Source organism: Chryseobacterium sp. MA9 (assembly GCF_024399315.1).
Taxonomy (GTDB): Bacteria; Bacteroidota; Bacteroidia; order Flavobacteriales; family Weeksellaceae; genus Chryseobacterium.
Genome location: NZ_CP075170.1, coordinates 2,041,612 through 2,062,212 on the forward strand (window position 1 = coordinate 2,041,612; position 20,601 = coordinate 2,062,212).

At 36.1% G+C, this 20,601-nt stretch carries 16 protein-coding genes and 1 tRNA gene; 12 read left to right on the plus strand and 5 right to left on the minus strand.

Annotation, left to right across the window (positions count from 1 at the left end):
* The first annotated feature begins 216 nt into the window (after nt 1-216).
* From KIK00_RS09225 to KIK00_RS09255, 7 genes are all read left to right on the plus strand, one after another.
* Nucleotides 217-690 (plus strand): DinB family protein, encoded by a 474-nt coding sequence (locus tag KIK00_RS09225; protein WP_255816258.1) that lies wholly within the window; start codon nt 217-219, stop codon nt 688-690.
* Nucleotides 691-803: 113 nt separating this feature from the next.
* Nucleotides 804-1,553: a 23S rRNA (guanosine(2251)-2'-O)-methyltransferase RlmB gene (rlmB, locus tag KIK00_RS09230; protein ID WP_047378541.1), complete on the plus strand. Its 750-nt coding sequence runs from the start codon at nt 804-806 to the stop codon at nt 1,551-1,553.
* A gap of 2 nt (nt 1,554-1,555) precedes the next feature.
* A complete protein-coding gene (locus KIK00_RS09235; RefSeq protein ID WP_255816259.1) occupies nt 1,556-2,677 on the plus strand; it encodes a serine hydrolase in 1,122 nt (373 codons plus the stop codon).
* 12 nt (nt 2,678-2,689) lie between these two features.
* A complete protein-coding gene (locus KIK00_RS09240) occupies nt 2,690-3,739 on the plus strand; it encodes a DUF6263 family protein (protein WP_255816260.1) in 1,050 nt (349 codons plus the stop codon).
* Between the two features lie 64 nt (nt 3,740-3,803).
* Nucleotides 3,804-4,034: a hypothetical protein gene (locus KIK00_RS09245; RefSeq protein ID WP_255816261.1), complete on the plus strand. Its 231-nt coding sequence runs from the start codon at nt 3,804-3,806 to the stop codon at nt 4,032-4,034.
* A gap of 31 nt (nt 4,035-4,065) precedes the next feature.
* Nucleotides 4,066-6,606, plus strand: a complete 2,541-nt coding sequence (locus KIK00_RS09250) for a YfhO family protein (protein ID WP_255816262.1) — start codon at nt 4,066-4,068, stop codon at nt 6,604-6,606.
* A gap of 46 nt (nt 6,607-6,652) precedes the next feature.
* Complete coding sequence (locus KIK00_RS09255) at nt 6,653-7,942, plus strand: glycosyl transferase family 1 (protein ID WP_255816263.1); 1,290 nt, start codon at nt 6,653-6,655, stop codon at nt 7,940-7,942.
* A gap of 233 nt (nt 7,943-8,175) precedes the next feature.
* Here the strand turns inward: KIK00_RS09255 and KIK00_RS09260 are convergent, their stop codons facing one another.
* The gene (locus KIK00_RS09260) at nt 8,176-8,658 is read right to left on the minus strand and encodes a hypothetical protein (RefSeq protein WP_255816264.1); all 483 of its coding nucleotides are present in this window, start codon (nt 8,656-8,658) and stop codon (nt 8,176-8,178) included.
* A 131-nt stretch (nt 8,659-8,789) separates the two neighbouring features.
* On the opposite strand from KIK00_RS09260, the gene KIK00_RS09265 reads away from it, so the two are divergent.
* Nucleotides 8,790-9,755 carry a YpdA family putative bacillithiol disulfide reductase gene (locus KIK00_RS09265; RefSeq protein WP_255816265.1) on the plus strand — a complete coding sequence of 322 codons (966 nt, stop codon included), beginning with the start codon at nt 8,790-8,792 and terminating at the stop codon, nt 9,753-9,755.
* A gap of 94 nt (nt 9,756-9,849) precedes the next feature.
* On the opposite strand, the gene KIK00_RS09270 is transcribed toward KIK00_RS09265, so the two are convergent.
* Entirely contained in the window at nt 9,850-11,031 is a 1,182-nt protein-coding gene (locus tag KIK00_RS09270; RefSeq protein ID WP_370647751.1) for an MFS transporter, read from the minus strand.
* A gap of 214 nt (nt 11,032-11,245) precedes the next feature.
* A complete protein-coding gene (locus KIK00_RS09275) occupies nt 11,246-12,919 on the minus strand; it encodes a glutamine--tRNA ligase/YqeY domain fusion protein (protein WP_255816267.1) in 1,674 nt (557 codons plus the stop codon).
* 153 nt (nt 12,920-13,072) lie between these two features.
* Here KIK00_RS09275 and KIK00_RS09280 point away from each other — a divergent pair, with 153 nt between their 5' ends.
* Complete coding sequence (locus tag KIK00_RS09280) at nt 13,073-14,203, plus strand: alpha/beta hydrolase (RefSeq protein ID WP_255816268.1); 1,131 nt, start codon at nt 13,073-13,075, stop codon at nt 14,201-14,203.
* Nucleotides 14,204-14,800: 597 nt separating this feature from the next.
* On the opposite strand, the gene KIK00_RS09285 is transcribed toward KIK00_RS09280, so the two are convergent.
* Both KIK00_RS09285 and fbp read right to left on the minus strand, forming a co-directional pair.
* The gene (locus KIK00_RS09285; protein ID WP_255816269.1) at nt 14,801-15,820 is read right to left on the minus strand and encodes an o-succinylbenzoate synthase; all 1,020 of its coding nucleotides are present in this window, start codon (nt 15,818-15,820) and stop codon (nt 14,801-14,803) included.
* A complete protein-coding gene (fbp, locus tag KIK00_RS09290) occupies nt 15,821-16,837 on the minus strand; it encodes a class 1 fructose-bisphosphatase (RefSeq protein ID WP_255816270.1) in 1,017 nt (338 codons plus the stop codon). It lies immediately after the preceding gene.
* Between the two features lie 324 nt (nt 16,838-17,161).
* Between fbp and KIK00_RS09295 the strand changes: the two genes are divergently transcribed.
* From KIK00_RS09295 to KIK00_RS09305, 3 genes are all read left to right on the plus strand, one after another.
* Complete coding sequence (locus KIK00_RS09295; protein WP_255816271.1) at nt 17,162-18,400, plus strand: aspartate kinase; 1,239 nt, start codon at nt 17,162-17,164, stop codon at nt 18,398-18,400.
* A 22-nt stretch (nt 18,401-18,422) separates the two neighbouring features.
* Nucleotides 18,423-20,264 (plus strand): lysophospholipid acyltransferase family protein, encoded by a 1,842-nt coding sequence (locus tag KIK00_RS09300; protein WP_255816272.1) that lies wholly within the window; start codon nt 18,423-18,425, stop codon nt 20,262-20,264.
* Nucleotides 20,265-20,372: 108 nt separating this feature from the next.
* Nucleotides 20,373-20,445: transfer RNA gene (locus tag KIK00_RS09305), tRNA-Phe, on the plus strand.
* The last annotated feature ends 156 nt before the right edge of the window (nt 20,446-20,601 follow it).

Below are 20,601 nucleotides of genomic sequence, written 5' to 3' on the forward strand. Positions count from 1 at the left end.
AATCTTTTCACAGGAAGGCTTTGTACTGATATACACCTTGTACGTTTTGTAAAATTAGACTAAAAAACACCATGATTAAGATAAAAATCTTTAGAAAAATAACCTAAATCTATCCTTTTTCTGAATAGTTAAAAAATTTTAACTTCAATCCTTTACTCAAAAAAATTGTCATTTCCAGTTTATTAAACTATTTTTGGTGATTAAAAATTTTGCAAAATGAATTATCATTTTCAAGCGCACAGACAGGTAAGAAAGAACCTTTTAGACCTCCTTCAGAATACATCTCATGAAGATCTGATTCTGATTCCGGATGGTTTCAACAATAATATTTACTGGAATATTGCTCATACTGTTGCTACACAACAGCTTTTGCATTATTACCTAAGCGGAAATCCTTTCCGTATTGATAAATATTGGATTGAAACTTACAAAAAAGGGACTTTACCAAATTTAAATGTTCAGAAGTCGGAAGTGGAAGATTTAGAATTTTTACTTACGGAAACTTCGAAGATTTTGATGAAGGATTATGACAGTGATTTTTTCTCAGACTACACTCCTTACACAACAAGTTTCGGGATGGATCTGAAAAGCATCCAGGATGCCATTATCTTCAACAACATGCATGAAAGCCTTCACTACGGATATGTGATGTCGCAGAAAAGAGCAATTTTAGGAGAGAAAGGGAGATAGTGAATCTTGCTGCGCAAGTCAATGGTCAAATGTGAATATACATCTGCCAAGTTGACTTACAAAGTAAAATTCACGATTGACAATTCACTCTATAACTATATAATAAATTTTCAATGAAAGACGATTTTATTTTCGGGCTGCGTCCCGTGATTGAAGCAATTGAAGCGGGAAAAACGATTGACAAGGTCTTTGTGCAGAATGCACTTCAGGGCCCTATTTATGCTGAACTAAAAGCAATTTTAGCGAAAAATAAAATCCGTCCCAATTATGTTCCGGTTGAAAAACTGAACCGTTTTACAAGAAAAAACCATCAGGGTGTGGTGGCTTTTATTTCGGATGTACCGTTTCATAAAGTGGAGGATATCGTTCCACAGTTATTTGAACAAGGAAAAACTCCTTTTCTTTTGATTCTGGACAGACTTACCGATGTAAGAAACTTTGGAGCAATCTGCAGAACGGCAGAATGTGTAGGTGTTGATGCCATCATCATTCCGGAAAAGGGTGCCGCTCCTATTAACTCTGATGCTATAAAAACCTCTGCAGGTGCTATTTACAATATTAAAATATGTAAAGAAAACAACCTGGCTCATGCTGTGGACTTCCTTCAGCAAAGTGGAATTTCCGTGTACGCTGCCAGTGAAAAAGCTCAGAAATTAATTTATGATGTCAACCTTACAGAGCCCTGTGCTATTGTTATGGGAAATGAAGAAACCGGAATTTCTAAAGAAGTACTGCATCATGCTGACGAAAAAATAAAACTTCCTATTGAAGGAAAAACTCAATCTCTGAATGTTTCTGTAGCATGTGGAGCGATTTTGTATGAAGCGGTAAGACAGAAAATGACTGCTATACCAACTCCTTAAACATGAAAATAAAATTGCTTTTACCATTATTTTTTGCGCCATTTATTTATAATGCACAGACAAAAAATATAGCAACCGACAATCTCCTTACCACTGAACTTGACAAAATGGTTCAGAAGGAAGCACTCACTTATATGCAGGATCCTTCACGTGTAGGACTTTCAATAGGTGTTTTTAAAGATGGTAAAAGTTATTTTTATAATTATGGAACAACGGAAATCGGAAAATCCGAACTTCCGACCTCCCAAAGTGTTTACGAGATTGCATCCATCACCAAGACATTTACCGGAACACTCCTGGCTCATGCTTTTGTGGATAGTAAAATCAAAATGGATGATGATATCCGAAAATATCTGGACGGAAATTATTCTAATCTTGAATTTGAAAAGCATCCGATAACAATTGGTAACCTTACCAATCATTCATCAGGATTGCCCCAGTTTTTACCGGATCAGTCTGAAACATTCAAAAAACCGATGGATTCTGTTGCAGCTGCGCTGTCTGATTTTTATAAAAACTATTCAAAAAAGAAATTTTATGAAGATCTTCATCAGGCAAAAATTGATTTTTCGCCGGGAACAGAATACAGATATTCCAATGTAGGAACACAGATTGCAGGAGATATTCTGGAAAAAGTATATCAGAAAAGCTATAAAGACCTGCTTTCAGAGTATATTACAAAACCTCTGAAAATGAACCAAACCATTATTGGTATGAATTCTGCACAGCTATTGACTTGTTACAACGAAAAAGGAAAGGTAATGCCCAGAAATTTCACAACGATCTTTGCTCCGGCAGGTGGAATTATGTCCACGACAGGAGATCTGGTGAAATACATACGGTACCATTTGGATGAAAACAACAAATATGTAAAATCATCTCATACTCCTCTTGTAAAAAACGATGGAGATGCAATCGGGCTATACTGGAGGGTACATACCTATGAAGACGGAACCCAAACGGTTTATCATACAGGAGGTACATTTGGTTTTTCAAGTGTGCTTCAGGTTTATCCGTCAAAAAATATGGGAGTAGTTGTACTGTCCAATGAGTCAGATGGAGAATCTCAGGGGAAACTGCATGATATTGCAGACAATATATTAAGAAACAGTAGTAAAAAATAAAGTTAAAATCAAATGAAGAACATTGCAGCGCTTGCGCTTATATCATCAATAGCTCTTGTATCTTGTAAAAAAGAAACAGCAAAAATAACGAAAGTAGATCCTAAAACCGGAAAAACGGTAACAGTGGAAGTTCCTGCGGATTCTGTAGCAAAAGTTGCAGAAAACCCGGCAATCAAAGATTCTGCAGGAGTTATTACACAGACTTTTAAGCTTGAAAAAGGAAAAACTTATCCTCTGACCACTTATCAGAGAGATGTAAAAACAATGACGGATCCTCAGGGAAAATCCATCACTGCAACCAGCGAATCTACAGATGAAATGAACTTTGTAGTTAATGATATTAAAGGGAATGTATACGAAATGACCCTTAATCTTGTAGCGAAAAGAAATTCTCAGTCTGCACAGGGAAAAACAGTAGTGGTAGATACTAAGCTTGCTCTTCCTAAAGAAGATGATCTTAAAATGATCTGGAACGTAAACAAAGCACTTACCGGAAACAAACTTGCCATGAAAATGGATACAAAAGGTAATGTAATCTCTATCACTGGATTTGATGCTGTTTACACAAAAGTTTCCAATGCAGTAGGGACTCTTATCAAAGATGCCAATCAAAAAGCAAGTGTTGTAGCAAGCCTTAAGGAATCATTCAACGAAAAGGTATTGAAAGATCAATTCCATAAAAATCTGATGATTATTCCTAAAAAAGGAGTAAAAATAGGTGAAAAATGGTCTACTTCCGAAAATGCCGATGCAAGCGGAGCTGTAAAAGTAACTTCTAATTATGTAATGAAAAGCTTAGGAAACGGAGCAGCAGAAATTGCCGTTACCGGAGGAATTCCTAAGAAGACTGAAAAGAAAGCTCAGGGACCTATCACACACAGTCTGAGCAGTGAACTGGTTCAGAACGGAACCATTAAGTTTGACGAAAGCACAGGATGGATCACCAACCAGAATATCAATGTAAAAACGACGCAGATAGAAACCATTTCAGATGGAAAACAGTCTCAGTCTATGAAAAGCGTTTCCAATTCTTCGGTAATGGTAAACCCATCTGCTAAATAAAATAACTGAATTAAATGCATTCAGGGTTTAAACATTAAACCCTGAACTTTAAATTTTTTAAATTATGAAGTACATTCTTGAGTTAGTACTCACTGCAATTATCATTTTCTTTGTCTGGAATATTCTGAAAAGGATTTTCTTTAAGACATTTTATAGTTACCGTTTTAATAACAATAATCAAAACAACGGACAGCAGGATCTACACAACTCGAATAAGAATAACAAACAGAACCTTAACTGGGATGCAGAAACTGTAGACTATGAAGAGGTGAAAGAGAGTAAGGACAAAAGGTAAACATTCCAAGAAATAAAAGATAATAACCAGCATGGCAAAAAATAAAAACTTCATTTATATTGCAGCTTCATTAGTAGTATTTATAGTTTTAGCATTTTTATATTCTACTCCTGTATTTACAGGAAAACAGCTTTTCCAGCACGATATTGTGCAATACAGAGGTGGAGCAAAAGAACTGCTCGACTATAGAGCGAATACCGGAAATGAAACCTATTGGAGTGACTCCATGTTTGGGGGAATGCCGACTTATCAGATGGGAAGCCAGTTCAAAGGTGACATCATCAAGAAAATCGACAGCAATCTGAATTTCCTGCCAAGGCCGGTTAATTATCTCTTCCTGCTGTTTGCAGGTTTTTTCCTTTTGGGAATGGTAGTAGTCAGAAACTGGAAGTACGCGCTTTTAGGAGCCACTTTCTTTGGACTTTCAACTTATTTTTATATCATTATTGCAGCCGGACACAACGGTAAAGTAAACACTATTGAGTATTTTGCACCGCTGTTAGCCGGAATTTTACTGGTTTATATCAGAAAACAATATATCTGGGGATTCATTGTTACAACCCTTTTTATGGGGCTTCAGATTGCAGCCAATCACCCGCAGATGACGTATTATCTGTTCCTTGCACTAGGATTCTTATTCCTGTCTGAACTCATCAGAGCCATACAGAAAAAGACACCGATGAAGCACTTCCTTATTTCATCAGGAATTATTGCGGCATCATGCATTATTGGAGTTGGAATGAATTCGCAAAGAATCATGGCCAATTCTGAATATGTAAAAGAAACAGTTCGTGGAAAACAGATTTTAAATAATGACAGCCATACTTCAGGAAAATCCGGAATGGATAAAGAAAGTATGCTGATGTGGAGCTATGGACAGCTTGAAACTTTAAACCTTTTCATCCCAAGATTGATGGGTGGCGGAAGCCAGGAGCCGGAAGGAAAAGAAATGATGAACAGAGTTCAGGAACTGGTTCAGGAAAATGTAGGTTCACAGGCGGAAATGGACAGAATTTCAAAAGGTTTCAGCGGAATGACGTACTGGGGAGATCAGCCGGGAACTTCAGGACCTGCTTATCAGGGAGCCATTGTATGTTTTCTTGCTTTATTAGGATTCTTCTTTGCCTCGAAGAAATACCGTTACTGGATTCTGGGCGCTTCTATCCTGACTATTTTACTGGCCTGGGGAAGCAACTTTATGCCATTATCAGACTTCTTTATCGATTATGTTCCGTTCTATAATAAGTTCAGAGCACCTTCTTCCATCTTAGTGGTTGTAGAGTTATTATTCCCTTTGATTGCCATTCTGGGGTTATACAGATTCTTCACGGACGAAAAACTTACTGAGGAATACAAGCAGAAAATTCTTATGTATGTAGGTGGTGGAACTTTAGGATTTTTATTGATTCTTTTGATCTTCGGAAAATCACTATTAGGTTTTTCAACAGAAAGCGAGAAGACTTATTTCCCTCCTTTCCTGCTTGATTATCTTGTAGATGAAAGATATAAGCTATTCAGAATAGACGCCATAAAAGCATTTATCTATGTAGCCATTACTGCAGCAGCATTATTCTTAACTTTAAAGAAAAAGCTTAATCAGAATATTGCTTTAGTAGTAATCGGAGTCGTGAGTTTATTTGATCTTTGGACTGTAAACAAACGTTACTTAAACGATGAAAACTATGTAGATAAAATATTTGCAGAAAATCCTTTCCAGACAGAAAGTTCAGATCTTTTGGCTGAAAAAGTTCAGGGAAATCCGAATCTGGAATCTATTTTATCCAATGTAAACATCAACAAAACATTGGAAACCATTGCTGAAAAAGATAAAACTCACTACAGAATTTACAACCAGACTCTGGGTGTGACAAGTGAGACCAATACTTCTTATTTTAAAGCTTCAATTGGTGGTTATCACGCTGTAAAACTAAGAAGATATGATGATGTATTGAATGAGTATATCAACAATGTTGACAGTGTAAAAACTCCTAATATTTTAAACTTATTAAATGCCAAGTATATGGTTTTCGGAGGACCTGAGCAGCCACAGGTTGTTCCTAATCCAAAAGCCAATGGAAATGCATGGTTTGTAAGTGATTTAAAATTTGTAGATACTCCTAATCAGGAAATTAAATCCATAGGGACTATCAATAACAAAAAAACAGCAGTTATCGCATCATCTGATAAATCATATTTTGACAACAAACCAGTTAAGGCAGATTCTACAGCATTTATCAATCTTACGAAATACCAGCCTAATGAACTTGAATTTAAATCTCAGTCGAAAACCCCTCAATTGGCGGTATTCTCTGAAGTTTATTATCCTCACGGATGGAAAGTGCTGGTAGATGAAAAAGAAGTTCCATACATTAAAGCAGATTACTTACTTCGTGCAGTACATGTTCCGGCAGGAAATCATCATATCAGAATGGTATTTGAGCCTGAAGTAATTGAAAAAGGAAAATGGCTTTCTCTTCTTTCATTTGGATTATTTATCCTGTTGGCTGCATTTGGAATTTTCTGGATCAATAAAAACAAGAAAAAGGAAATTGTAGCTGAACAAAAAGCTTAAATAGTATATATTGTGCAATGTCATTCTGAATGGCAAAATATTCAAAATGGAACAGAAGAAAATATTGATTATCACCTATTACTGGCCTCCTGCGGGAGGTCCTGGTGTTCAAAGATGGCTGAAGTTTGCAAAATATCTGCCTGATTTTGGCTGGAAACCCATTATCTACACTCCGGAAAATCCAAGCTATCCATTGCTGGATGAAACCCTGATGAAAGATGTTCCTGAAAATATTGAGATGGTAAGAACCAAAATCTGGGAACCTTATCAATTGGCAGAAAAACTAAATAAAAGCAATAAAAAATTTAAAGCCGGACAGTTTGATGTAGGAAAAAATCAAAGCTGGAAATCCAGACTTTCAATCTGGGTGCGAGGTAATTTTTTCATTCCTGATGCCAGAGTTTTTTGGGTAAAACCTTCTATTAAGTTTCTGGAAAAATACCTAAAAGAAAATAACATAGATACGATTGTAACTTCTGGTCCTCCCCACTCGCTTCATCTGATTGGCTTAGGACTTAAAAATAAAATACCTGACCTGAAATGGATTGCCGATTTCCGTGATCCATGGACAGAAATTTCTTATTACAAACATCTGAAACTAACCAAAAGTTCAGATAAAAAGCACCGCCAGCTTGAAAGTGCTGTATTTAAAAATGCGAACATCACTCTGGCAACAAGCTACACTGATGCAGAAAACTTCAGGAAAGCAGGAGCCAATTCCATTTGTATTACGAATGGATTTGATGAAAGTGATTCTGGGGAAAGTATAAAAGGACAAATGGGCAAGGCATTTACACTAAGTTATATTGGCGTTCTGGAGCAACTCAGAAATCCTGAAAACCTTTGGAAAGCACTTGATGAGCTGGTGAAAGAAAATGCTGAGTTTGCCACTGATTTTAAGTTGAAATTCGTTGGAAGAATAGATGATAAAATCCTACAGTCCCTTGAAAACTCAAGTCTGAAAAATCATATTCTGAACCTTGGATATCTTGCTCATGGAAAAGCGGTAGAAGAAATGCAGAATTCAGATTTGCTTCTAATTACCAATTTCCCGAACGAATCTTCAAAAGGAATTATCCCCGGAAAGATATTTGAATATCTGGCTTCAGGAAAACAAATTCTGTCATTTGGTCCCGATAGAGCTGATGTTGCAAAAATTCTGGAAGAAACGCAGGCAGGAAAACATTTCAGTTATCAGGATACAGAAACAGTCAAGAAGTTTATTCTTGATAAATTCAACCTTTGGAAAGAAGGCCGTCTTCTCGAAAACACTCAGCATATAGAACAGTTCTCAAGAAAAAATTTAACCCGTCAGCTGACTGAAGTTTTGAAATAAGAAGAGAAAGGAAGTTAGAGGCCGGAAGCTGGAAGTTTTAGCCCGTTAAAAGTTCCAGTTCCTCTTCTAACTTCTATATCGTCCACTGATCATTTATTACTGCAATCAGATAATATTTCCCCTGGAATTCTTCAAATACAAAACGGAGTGTTTTCCAATCCATATCACCATACTTTTCAGTTCCTTTGATATAGTTTTCGGTAAAGTCATGTTTAGGATAAATTTCCTTTAAATTATTCAGGGGAATTACCTCCGCCGATGAATTTATTCAGTGAATATTGGGATGCTGTAAAATCTTTAGAAAATACCCATTTACTTAGATAGTCATTGATTGTTGCTTTATAAGGATCTCCTGAGCCGTCATGTGCTCCCCAGGTAAATAATGTTTTGGTAGGCTGATATTTTTCAAAATCTGCTTTAGAAAAATGTTTATCTCCTTTTATATCCACAAATGCATACATTGAAAAGCGGATCCCTTTTTCAGGATGGATCAAAGCTGTAAAACTGGCATAGTCTTTATTTTTCAGAGCCTTCAAAACTTCATCATTGGTCTGCTTCAAAACGGATTCTTTATTCGCAATATTCTGAACGGTGCCTGCACTGTCTGTTTTATTTTGTGCTATGGAATCGATCACACTGGGAACAGGTTTTCCAGCCTCTTTTTTACAGGCTACAACCAGACCCAAAACAACCAATGGTATAAGTAATTTTCTCATATTTTAAATTTTGCAATTAATAAAAAACACCAAAACTGATGCCAAGCGGTAAATGATTTAAAGAGATAAAGACTATGAGAGTTAGTGTGCTATAGTTTCTCATTTTAAAAATTACATCGTACATTTGTTAGATGGAAATGTTGGATATTCTCATTATCGGGGCCGGGCCAATCGGTTTGAACTGTGCCCTTGAAGCTCAAAAAAATAATCTTAGTCATTTAATCATAGAAAAAGGAACCATTGTCAACTCTCTGTACAATTATCCTTTATATATGCGTTTTTTTTCCACTGCAGAAAAACTGGAGATTGACGAAATTCCATTTATTTCGACTGCTCCCAAACCGGGAAGACAGGAGGCGTTAGAATATTATCAGGGAATTGCCAGACAAAAAAAACTTAATATCAATCTGTATGAAAAGGTGCTGGGTGTTTCAAAAAACAACGATTTCTTTGAGATAAAAACAACCAAAGCAAACTATCTGGCCAAAAATGTAGTAATCGCTACCGGATTCTATGATATCCCCAACCTCATGAATATTCCCGGCGAGAACCTTCCAAAGGTCAAGCATTACTACACTGAACCTTATCCTTATGCAAAACAGAAAATTTTAGTTGTAGGATCAAGTAATTCTGCGGTAGATGCAGCCCTGGAAACCTATAGAAAAGGTGCTGAAGTAACTATGATTATTCGTCATTCTGAGATTTCCAAAAGTGTAAAATACTGGGTGAAACCGGATATAGAAAACAGAATTGCAGAAGGCAGCATTAAGGCTCATTTTAATGCAGAAATGATCGAAATTAAAGATAATGCCGTTATTTTTAAAGATAAAAACGGAGAAATTCACGAAATCGACAATGATTTTGTGCTGGCCATGACAGGTTATCTTCCTGATTTTGATTTTCTGAGAAATTCAGGTATTGAGCTCAGCGGAGACTGCCTGAATCCATTTTACAATCTTGAAACTATGGAAACCAATATTCCCAACCTCTATCTTGCAGGAGTTGTATGCGGCGGAAAAGATACTCATCTCTGGTTCATTGAAAACTCAAGAATTCATGCTAATATGATCATTAGTACAATACTTTCCAAATCTTAATAAAGCTGATATATATCAAAAAAGCTTCGGGCAATTTCTACGAAATTGCCCGAAGCTTTTTTTAAAAATTCATGAGCCAAAAGCATAATATATCTTATACAACATCTTCTTTCACTTTATTTTTATCCTTAAGCATCCATGGAACGATAAAGTAAAAACCAATAGCAATGACCACTGCCAGTACTCCAGTTCCAATCCATAATGTGCTAAAGCCTAATTTCTCCGCAATCAATGTTCCTATGTAAGGTGTAATGATAAATGCAATAGAAAATGACATTCCGTTCAATCCCATATAAGCACCTTTATTGTTCTTTCCTGAACGTAATGCTGTAATGGTTGACATAAAAGGAAGTGTCCATATTTCTCCCACACAAAGTAATGTCATAGACAGCACAAGGGCAACCATACTATAGTCGAAAGCCAGCATTGCATAGGAAATTCCGCACAGAAAAGTCCCGATAAACATAGTAAAAGCTAAAGTAAAATATTTTTCAGCAATCTGTACCAGCCCCATTTCAAGCAATACAATCAGAAAACCACTGTATCCAAGAATATAGCCGATATTTTGCTGACTCATATGTGCGGTATCTTTATAAAATATCGTCAGTGTACTGAACAGCTGAAAGAAACATATTGAAAACAACATACAGAAAACACAGTAAATCAAAAATTTACCGTCCCGGTATGGAGAACTTTCTTTTTTAATGACAATTGCTTCTTTTACCTTTTTCGCCTGTTGTTTGGCTAATCTTGCACGGTCTTTAAAGAACCAGATATACATCAGCCCAGCAAGTAAAGCAGCCAGTGCATTACTGAAAAACAGAAATTCATAAGAAATAGCAGATAAAATACCTCCTAATGCTGGTCCAATAGAAAATCCAAGATTTACAGCCATACGGTTCAGTGAAAAAGCCCTGGTAATATTTTCAGGTTTCGCATATTTTGTAATGGCCACCGAGTTTGCCGGACGAAATGTTTCACTTACAATACTCTGAGCTAAAATAATCCCAGCCAGCCCAGCTTCAGTTGTAAAAAGCGGAATTAAACAAAATAAGGGAACGCTTAGAAGTAAACTCAGACTCTGTACCTTATATTCACCAATTTTATCCGTAATCATTCCTCCCAGCCACGAACCAATGACGGAGCCTATTCCAAAAAAGCTCAGAACAATTCCTGAATTTTCAATACTGAAATGTAAATGATTGGTCATATAAACTCCTAAAAACGGAAGTACCATAGAACCGGCCCTGTTGATGAGCATTACCAACGCCAGCATCCAACTCTCCTGCGAGAGTCCTTTGAAAGAACTCGTGTATACGCTAATTAATCTCACAATTTTTTTTAAGTTTTAATTAATAATTTGTATTTGGTTTTGTTTAAGTACAAACAGCTCTTGAAAGCTTGTGAAAGCTTTTGTACTTAGTAGTTAAGATAAAAAAACAGGACTTAAAAAATTAAGCCCTGTTTTATTTATCCTGTATAAATAAATTTTATTCTGGCTTATAAGAATCTTTTAATGTCACAGTTCTATTGAACACAAAATTTGTGTCCGTAGAATCCTGATCTTTTGTAAAGTATCCTATTCTCTGAAACTGAAGAGGCTCACCAACAGCGACATCTTTCAGGCTTGGCTCAGCAAAACCTTTCACAATAGCCATAGATTCTGGGTTGATAAAGTTCAGGAAATCAACATCTTTCTCAGCATCAGGCTGTTCCACAGTAAACAGTTGATTGTAAATTCTTACTTCTACAGGAATTGCATGTTTTGCAGATACCCAGTGTAGAGTTCCTTTTACTTTTCTTAAACTTTCTTCTGTTCCGCTTCCAGATTTACTCTTCTCATCATAAGTAGCATAAATGGCAGTAATCTCTCCATTTTCATCCTTCTCTACTCTCTCAGCTTTAATGATGTAAGCAGATTTCAAACGAACTTCTCCGCCTAATTTCAGTCTGAAGAATTTATTGTTAGCTTCTTCTTTGAAGTCTTCACGTTCAATATATAATTCTCTTGAGAAAGGAACTTCTCTTGTTCCCGCATTTTCCTGCTCAGGATTATTTTCAGTTTCCAACCATTCTTCCTTACCTTCAGGATAGTTTTCGATCACTAATTTTACAGGATCTACAACTGCCATCACACGCTTAGCAACCTTATTAAGGTCTTCACGTACACAGAAGTCAAGCAACTGGATTTCGATAAGGTTTTCTCTTTTCGCAACCCCTACTTTATCAATAAAGTTTCTGATTGAAGTTGGAGTAAACCCTTTTCTTCTCATTCCTGAGATGGTAGGCATTCTAGGGTCATCCCATCCTGTTACCGCTCCTTCTGCTACCAATCTCTGCAGCTTTCTTTTAGAAGTAATCATATAAGAAACGTTCATCCTTGCAAATTCTCTCTGCTTAGGAGCGACCTTAGTTTCATCGTACACCTGATCCAGATACCAGTTATAAAGAGGTCTGTGGTTTTCAAATTCTAATGAGCATAATGAGTGTGAAACCTGCTCAAGATAATCAGATTCTCCATGTGCCCAGTCGTACATCGGATAGATTTTCCATGCTGTACCTGTTCTATGGTGAGGTCTTTTCAGAATTCTGTACATCACAGGGTCACGCATATTCATATTCGGAGAAACCATATCTATTTTTGCACGAAGTGACATTGTTCCTTCTTCAAATTCTCCGTTTTTCATTCTTTCGAAAAGATCCAAAGATTCTTGTACCGGACGGTTTCTGAATGGAGATTCCACTCCTGGTTCTGTAGGATTCTTTCTCTGCTCGGTAATCACCTCAGAAGGCTGCTCATCTACGTAAGCTTTTCCTTCCTTGATCAATTGCACTGCCCAATCGTAAAGCTGCTGGAAGTAATCTGATGCATACAATTCTTTATCCCATTTAAACCCAAGCCATTCAACGTCTTTTTTGATAGAATCTACGAATTCCTGTTCTTCTTTTTCAGGGTTCGTATCGTCGAAACGAAGGTTTACGGGAGCATTGTATTTTTCACCCAGTCCAAAGTTGATGCAGATGGCTTTTGTGTGCCCTACATGCAGATAACCATTTGGTTCAGGTGGAAAACGGAAACGGATCTGATCTTTTTTCAGACCGTTTGCCATATCATCTTCAATAATTTGCTCAATAAAATTGAGTGATTTTTTTTCTTCTTCCATTAAAGTAGCTTTTATTTTTTAGCAAAAAAAGTTTTACAAAGTTACGGAAAAATAAGCGTTTGTAAAAGTGATAATTTAAAAGCCTTATCCTTTGTATCTCAGTAATTTTCATTAATTTCGGGAAAGCTAAAACCATTTAACCCATTATCAATCATGGCCGTTTATATCTTAAGTAACCGGAAGATAATCCGTCATAAGGGTGAAAGAGTAGACTCTTTTTCCAATGATGAATACTCAATTCCCAATTTCAGGATTGCCAAATGTGATTTTGACAATTACAAGGAGCCCACTGCTCAAGCTAAAAAGAAAAAAGACTATACCAACAGGAATATCTTAAACTATAAGTTTTTCTCCGAACCTGAAAAACAGGGTTATGAAGAAGTTTTAGATGTTCTGCTGAGTGAGAAAGGAATTAAAAAATCTGCTCTTACAGCCAATAATCTTGGCGGCACTCAAAGAATGTTCTATGAACTGTACAAAAATATGTCTTCCACCAAAGACCGAAGTGATGTACTGATATTCATCCATGGTTATCTGTATGATTTTGATGATGAATTAAAGGCTATTCTTGATCTTAAGAAAATATTCATTGATAATCCGGCATCTCCTTTAGAACATATTTTATTTGTAAGCTGGCCAGCCTCAGGAAGCATTATTCCGATGAGTTATTTTGATGATAAGGCTTCCAGTATCAATTCCGGAACATCTCTGATGAGGTTGTTTTATTTTTATACTCAGTTTTTAAAAGATATCTTTTCCAACCGGGATCTTGCGCCCTGCAATCAAAGAATTCATATTATGGCTCATTCTTTGGGGAACAGAGTGCTTCAAAGCATGTTGTACAGCCTTAAAAGGGAGAACATACTTCGTGTTATCGACCAGGTTTTACTGTTGAATGCAGATGTCAGTTATAAGGTATTTGAAGATTCCGAAGATTCATATAATAAGCTGCCACTACTGGCCAACCGCATTTCCATTTATCTGAACAGACAGGACACCGTTTTGGGAATTTCTCAGTTTACAAAAAATATCCTGACACCACGACTTGGTAAAAACGGACCAAGTGATCTCGGCCATTACAAAGATATTGTTTCTATCATCGATTGTACATTTGTAAAAGATGATCTTCTGAACAGCTTTAAATATGAAGTGGGAAACCATTGGGGATATCTATCCAGCTCGCAGGTACAGTCTGATATTTTTCAAAATTTATACGGAATAGACAGAAATCTTATCATCAACCGATCTAAAGATAACGAAAACATTTTCACAATTATTTCTTAACAAATAATTAAAATAATTCTTAAAAAATGAACTTTATGTTAAAATAAGTTCGAATCTACAGTATGGCATAAAGATTGCTAATTCAAAGTATAGGGAATTATAATTTTTTTATTATGGAAAATATTAAAAAACAGTTTTCTTATATATTAGACTATATTAAGAAGGCCATCTTCGTAAAAGATGTCATTTAACTGAATAACAACATCTAAATCAACAAAGTATCCGACCCAACAATTACTCATCCTTATAAAACAAACCGAAAAAAACAATAATTATTCCTCATGATATGATGTAGGAATACATTTTCATGTTTAAAATATTCTGAAACATTTCTTTAATATTGTTAAATATTGCCAAATAATTCCCCACTTGTTGTATAATTGAAAAAAGTTTTCGACATTTACTTATCAATCAAATAAAATTAATATCATGAAAAATCTAAAGAAAATCAAAAGAGGAGAATTAAAAACGATCAAAGGGGGAAGACCACCTCTTGGATGTAATAGTTGGAACCCGGTTGCTATGTGCTGTAGATCATGGGGACCAGACTACTGTGGCCAAACCACATGTCCGGATTCACCTCCACCATTATGCTAATTAACTTTTCTCACTTATATTTTTGAACCATAGTAACTCATTTCTGAGTTCTAAATCGGATTCAAAATTATTGACAAATAAAGCTCCAGTGCCTAAACCTTGAGGCATTGGATTTTTTTTGGTGAAAGTATACTGAGCGATGGCATTCAATCCTATATTGCTTTCCAAAGCTGATGTAATCCACCACCCGATATTCTGATTTTCAGCAAGGGAAATCCACTCATCCGAACCGGAAAAACCTCCAACCAATGCAGGTTTCAAAATAATATACTGTGGTTTTATTTTTTCTAAAAGCTTTTTCTTTTCTTCAGGATCAATAATCCCAATCAGCTCTTCGTCCAATGCTATCGGAGTGGGAGTTTTTGCACATAATTCTGCCATATCATCCCAGTTTCCAGCTTTGATAGGCTGCTCAATAGAATGAATATGAAGATCCGCCAGTTGCTGCAAAACAGTAACTGCTTCCTCCTTACTGAATCCTCCATTTGCATCCACACGAAGTTCCAGCTGATCTTTGGAGAATTTCTCTCTTAATTTCTGGAGAATGATGTATTCAGATTTCCAGTCAACCCCTATTTTTAATTTAATACAATGAAATCCTTTCTCCAGTTTATCCTGGATCTGTTCTTCCATGTACCCTATCTCTCCCATCCATATCAAACCATTAATAGTGATAGCAGATTTTTCTTCGGTAAACTCACTTGGAAAATAAAGGCGGCTGCCATGCTTCAGATTCAGAATTGCCTGTTCATATCCAAACCAGATTGATGGAAATTCTATCAGTTCTTCTTTCAAAAAAGTGATGTCTTCATTAATATTTTCACAGAGCCACTTCAGTTTTTCTTCATAATCAGGCCGGTCGTCAAAACTCAGGCCTCTGAAAATAGCACATTCACCTGTTCCTTTTCTTCCGTCTTCTGAAATAGTAAGGATAAAGGTTTCCTTATCAAGCAAAACGCCGCGAGATGTTCCACTCGGGCGTTTAAATTGCAATAAATATTTTAAATAAGCTGCTTCCATCTATTTTACGCTGTCAATACGCATAAATTCTTCTGCTTTTTCTACCATTTCAATACTTCCACAGAAGAACGGTATTCTCTGATGAAGTTCTGTAGGTTCTATTTCAAGAATTCTTCTGAATCCGTCTGTTGCTTTTCCTCCTGCCTGCTCTGCAAGGAATGCCATTGGGTTACACTCGTACAACAGTCTTAGTTTACCATTTGGAGCCTGTGAGTATGAAGGATAGATATAAATTCCTCCTTTCAGCATGTTTCTGTGGAAATCTGCTACCAAAGAACCAATATATCTTGATGTATAAGGGCGGTCTCCTTCTTCCATCTGGCAGTATTTAAGATAATTTTTTACTCCCTGAGGAAATTTGATATAGTTTCCTTCGTTGATAGAATAGATTTTACCTGTTTTCGGGAAGGTCATATTAGGATGAGAAAGATAATAAGTTCCCAAAGAAGGATCCAGAGTGAATCCGTTTACTCCGTTTCCGGTAGTATAAACGATCATTGTAGAGGAACCATAAATTACATATCCTGCTGCAATCTGGTTGATCCCTTTCTGTAAAAAGTCTTCCAGCTGTACAGGAGTTCCAGGTTCGGTAACTCTTCTGTAAATAGAGAAAATAGTTCCTACGGAAACATTTACATCAATATTGGAAGAACCGTCTAAAGGATCGATCAATACTACATATTTACTTAAATGTCCATTTTCGCCACATTTAATATCAATAAAATCATCATTTTCCTCAGACGCAATACCGCAAACAACCTCTCTTTGAGACAAAGCCGTAATAAAAATCTCATTAGCAATCACATCAAGTTTCTGCTGTTCCTCACCCTGAATATTCTGGTTCCCGGCAGCTCCTGTAATATCTACAATTCCGGCCTTATTTACTTCTCTGTTTACCACTTTCGAAGCCAATCTTATTGCGCTCAGCAGACGAGAAAATTCACCTGTAGAATATTGAAAATCGTCCTGTTTATCAATAAGAAATTCTCCTAAAGTCTGTAATGGTTGATTTGACATATTTTTCTTTTTACGTTTTCCCCAAATTTCGGAAAATTTATCGCATTAAGAAAATTTAATTACAAAAGAGATTATCAACTGTATTTCAGTACAATACAAAAACAATTCAGAGTAACACTAAACGATTATTGAAAATTATGTCTCCGGATTTGTTATATCAGGTACACGAAAAATTCAAATTATTTCATTAATTGTTGATTTTAAGGAAATCTTAATTCTATCTCCCTTCCAGGCTATTTCATATCTCGTTGTAAATTTATAATTTTGACGTCCGTAAAAAACTCATGCATTTTTTTATCTAACAATTTTATTTTTAACAATTTAATGAAAATTTTCAAGTTTGGTGGGGCATCGGTAAAAGATGCTGAAAGTGTGAAAAACGTATCCATGGTTCTAAAAAGCCAGGGATTTGCCAAATGTTTGCTGGTTATTTCAGCAATGGGCAAAACGACAAACGAATTGGAAAAAGTTGTAGAACTTTATTTCAAAAAGGAAAACTATCAAACTGAGATTGAAAAGATAAAACGAAAACACATTGAGATTGCGGAAGGTCTTTTTCCTGAAAATCATGCGGTTTTTGCTGAAATCAATATCTTTTTTGATGACATTGATTCTTTCTTAAGAAGAAATAAGTCTCCTAATTACAACTTTGTCTATGACCAGGTGGTAAGCTGTGGGGAAATGATTTCTACAAAAATTCTGAGTGAATATCTGAATGAAATTCAGTTTACCAACCAGTGGCTGGATGTCAGAGATTATATAAAAACGGATAATTCATACAGAGAAGGTACGGTAGACTGGGTGAGAACTGAAGAATTTATTTCCAATCTGAATCCTGAGATCTGCTATGTAACCCAGGGATTCATTGGTTCTGACGAAAACAATTTTACGGTGACGTTAGGAAGAGAAGGTTCAGACTACTCTGCTGCTATTTTTGCTTATTGCCTGAATGCTGAAGCAATGACTATCTGGAAAGATGTACCGGGAGTAATGACCGGAGATCCAAGAAAGTTCAATGATGTATCTCTTCTTTCCAATATCTCTTATGAAGAAGCGATTGAGATGGCTTATTACGGAGCAAGTGTTATTCACCCAAAAACATTGCAGCCACTACAGCAAAAAAGTATTCCTTTTTATGTAAAATCTTTCGTAGACCCTACCAAAGAAGGAACAAAAGTAGGTGCTTCCGACAAAAACCAACAGGAAGAATCTTATATTTTAAAAGAGAACCAGGATCTTCTGAAGATATCTACAAGAGATTTCTCTTTTATTGCAGAAGACCATATGAGCTTAATTTTTGGATATTTATCTAAGTATAAGATCAAGGTTTCTCTAATGCAGAATTCTGCTATCTCCCTGGCATTGTGTCTTGAAGATAAATTTAATCATATAGATGAGCTCAACCAGGAGCTTCAAAAAATTTTTAAAACCGAAGCAATTAAAAATGTATCTTTATTCACAGTAAGAAATGCGAAGATGGATCACATTGATAAATTTTACCATGAAAAAAATGTATTATTGGAACAAATTTCCAAGAATACTCTTCAAATGGTAACACAATAATATTAATTGCGACTAAACACACATGAGTTTAATTTCGAAAAACGATCTGATCAAAGCTTCCGGCTTAAGTAAACTTGGGTTCCTCAAGAACCCGGTAGCATCTGCTGTGATGAGCATTGCTAAAATAAACGAAGTAAATAAATTATACGACAAACTAAAAGATAAGGAAGGCAAAGACTTTTTCGACTCATTTGTAAGAGAAAGGAACCTAAGCTATGTAGCTTTTGAAGAGGATCTCGCAAAAATTCCGAAAACGGGACCGTTTATTCTGGTTTCCAACCATCCGCTGGGTGCAATTGACGGGATTTTGATGTGCAAGGTCTTATCAGAGGTTCGTCCGGATTTCAAGGTGATGGGAAATTTCCTTTTGGAAAAGATCAAACCTATGGAACCGTTTGTAATCGCAGTAAATCCTTTTGAAAACAGAAAAGAAGCTTATAGCAGCTCTTCGGGAATGCGTGAAACACTCAAGCATTTGCAAAACGGAGGCTGTGTAGGTATTTTCCCGGCAGGAGAAGTTTCCAACAAAAACAATCCTTACGGAGAAATTTTAGATAAGGAATGGGAAAAAACGGCACTTAAGCTTATAAGAATGGCTAAAGTACCGGTAGTTCCTATGTATTTCCATGCCAAAAACAGCCGTCTTTTTTATCAGGTGGCTAAGCTTCATCCAAATTTACAGACCCTGATGCTTCCCGCGGAAATGATGAACGATAGAGAAAAACCTATCAGAATCAGAATTGGGCGCCCAATCACTGTAAAGGCAATGGATGAAATGGAAACGATTGAGGAATTGGGAGAGTTTCTGAAACGTAAGGTCTATATGATGAAATCTTACTATGAAAAGAGAAAATCTCTTGCTCAAAGCATCAATCTTCAGAATTTATCTGTAAAGTTTCCTTTGCTGAAGGAAGAAAATATTGTTCAGAATATCATTGATGAAACGCCTCTGGAAGATATCATTAAAGATGTTGATAAATTGAGAGGAACTGACAAAATGCTGTTCAGTAACGGAAATTATGAGATCTACTTTACGACTTACGAGGAAATCCCTTCTATTATGAGGGAAATCGGGCGTCAGAGAGAGCTTACTTTCCGCGCGGTGGGTGAAGGTAGTAATCTTCCTTTTGACCTTGATGAATATGATAAGCATTACCATCACCTGTTCCTTTGGGACAACGGGGAGAAAAAACTGGCTGGTGCTTACAGAATGGCACTGGGTAGAGAGGTCATGAAGAAATATGGCATCAAAGGCTTCTACACAAGCTCTTTATTTGAGTTTGAGCAGGACATCCATCCTTTCTTTAAAAAGGTGATCGAAATGGGCCGTGCTTACATCTGCCAGGAATACCAGCAGAAACCACTACCTCTTTTCCTTTTATGGAGAGGGATTGTACATGTGTGCCTGAGAAATCCTGACCATAAATTTCTTATGGGTGGTGTAAGTATTTCCAACAAATTCTCGGAATTCTCAAAATCTCTGATGATTGAGTTTATGCGTTCAAATTATTTTGATTCTGCAGTAGCACAATATATCACTCCAAGGAATGAATATAAAGTAAAGCTTCGTGACAGGGATAAAAACATTTTCTTTGAGGAAATGGAATCTGATCTTAATAAACTGGACAAAATCATTGATGACCTTGAACCCGAATTGAGGCTTCCTGTTCTGATCAAGAAATACATCAAACAAAACGCAAAAGTAATTGCATTCAACGTAGATCCTAACTTCAATGATGCAATAGACGGATTGATGTATATCCGAATCAGTGATCTTCCGGAAAACACGATAAAACCGGTATTGGAAGAGATGAGTGAGCAGATCAGAAAGGAGCAGGAAAATAATCCGGCTGATAATCAGTAAGTTTTTAACTTTATTCAAAAAAAGTACGATGAATACTTGCTTTGTATACCAAAACTTTCTACTTTTGCATCACTTTAAAACAACGAAGTAATAAACAAAAACATAAATGGTTTCTTAGCTCAGTTGGTAGAGCAATGGATTGAAAATCCATGTGTCCCTGGTTCGATTCCTGGAGAAACCACTTGAAAACCTCTAATTCAGTTTAGAGGTTTTTTTGTTTTTACATACAACTCCTTTTTCTCCCAATTAAAAAAATTAATCAAAATAACGGGAATTAATTTTTTATTTGATCTGTAAAACTTAATTTAGTATAGTAAAAACCATCTCAATCAAATAA

What these genes read in the sequence shown, in the direction of transcription:
- KIK00_RS09225 (WP_255816258.1), top strand. Translation starts at nt 217, where the DNA reads ATGAATTATCATTTTCAAGCGCACAGACAGGTAAGAAAGAACCTTTTA.
- rlmB (WP_047378541.1), top strand. Translation starts at nt 804, where the DNA reads ATGAAAGACGATTTTATTTTCGGGCTGCGTCCCGTGATTGAAGCAATT.
- KIK00_RS09235 (WP_255816259.1), top strand. Translation starts at nt 1,556, where the DNA reads ATGAAAATAAAATTGCTTTTACCATTATTTTTTGCGCCATTTATTTAT.
- KIK00_RS09240 (WP_255816260.1), top strand. Translation starts at nt 2,690, where the DNA reads ATGAAGAACATTGCAGCGCTTGCGCTTATATCATCAATAGCTCTTGTA.
- KIK00_RS09245 (WP_255816261.1), top strand. Translation starts at nt 3,804, where the DNA reads ATGAAGTACATTCTTGAGTTAGTACTCACTGCAATTATCATTTTCTTT.
- KIK00_RS09250 (WP_255816262.1), top strand. Translation starts at nt 4,066, where the DNA reads ATGGCAAAAAATAAAAACTTCATTTATATTGCAGCTTCATTAGTAGTA.
- KIK00_RS09255 (WP_255816263.1), top strand. Translation starts at nt 6,653, where the DNA reads ATGGAACAGAAGAAAATATTGATTATCACCTATTACTGGCCTCCTGCG.
- KIK00_RS09260 (WP_255816264.1), bottom strand. Translation starts at nt 8,658, where the DNA reads ATGAGAAAATTACTTATACCATTGGTTGTTTTGGGTCTGGTTGTAGCC.
- KIK00_RS09265 (WP_255816265.1), top strand. Translation starts at nt 8,790, where the DNA reads ATGGAAATGTTGGATATTCTCATTATCGGGGCCGGGCCAATCGGTTTG.
- KIK00_RS09270 (WP_370647751.1), bottom strand. Translation starts at nt 11,031, where the DNA reads ATGCTGGCGTTGGTAATGCTCATCAACAGGGCCGGTTCTATGGTACTT.
- KIK00_RS09275 (WP_255816267.1), bottom strand. Translation starts at nt 12,919, where the DNA reads ATGGAAGAAGAAAAAAAATCACTCAATTTTATTGAGCAAATTATTGAA.
- KIK00_RS09280 (WP_255816268.1), top strand. Translation starts at nt 13,073, where the DNA reads ATGGCCGTTTATATCTTAAGTAACCGGAAGATAATCCGTCATAAGGGT.
- KIK00_RS09285 (WP_255816269.1), bottom strand. Translation starts at nt 15,820, where the DNA reads ATGGAAGCAGCTTATTTAAAATATTTATTGCAATTTAAACGCCCGAGT.
- fbp (WP_255816270.1), bottom strand. Translation starts at nt 16,837, where the DNA reads ATGTCAAATCAACCATTACAGACTTTAGGAGAATTTCTTATTGATAAA.
- KIK00_RS09295 (WP_255816271.1), top strand. Translation starts at nt 17,162, where the DNA reads ATGAAAATTTTCAAGTTTGGTGGGGCATCGGTAAAAGATGCTGAAAGT.
- KIK00_RS09300 (WP_255816272.1), top strand. Translation starts at nt 18,423, where the DNA reads ATGAGTTTAATTTCGAAAAACGATCTGATCAAAGCTTCCGGCTTAAGT.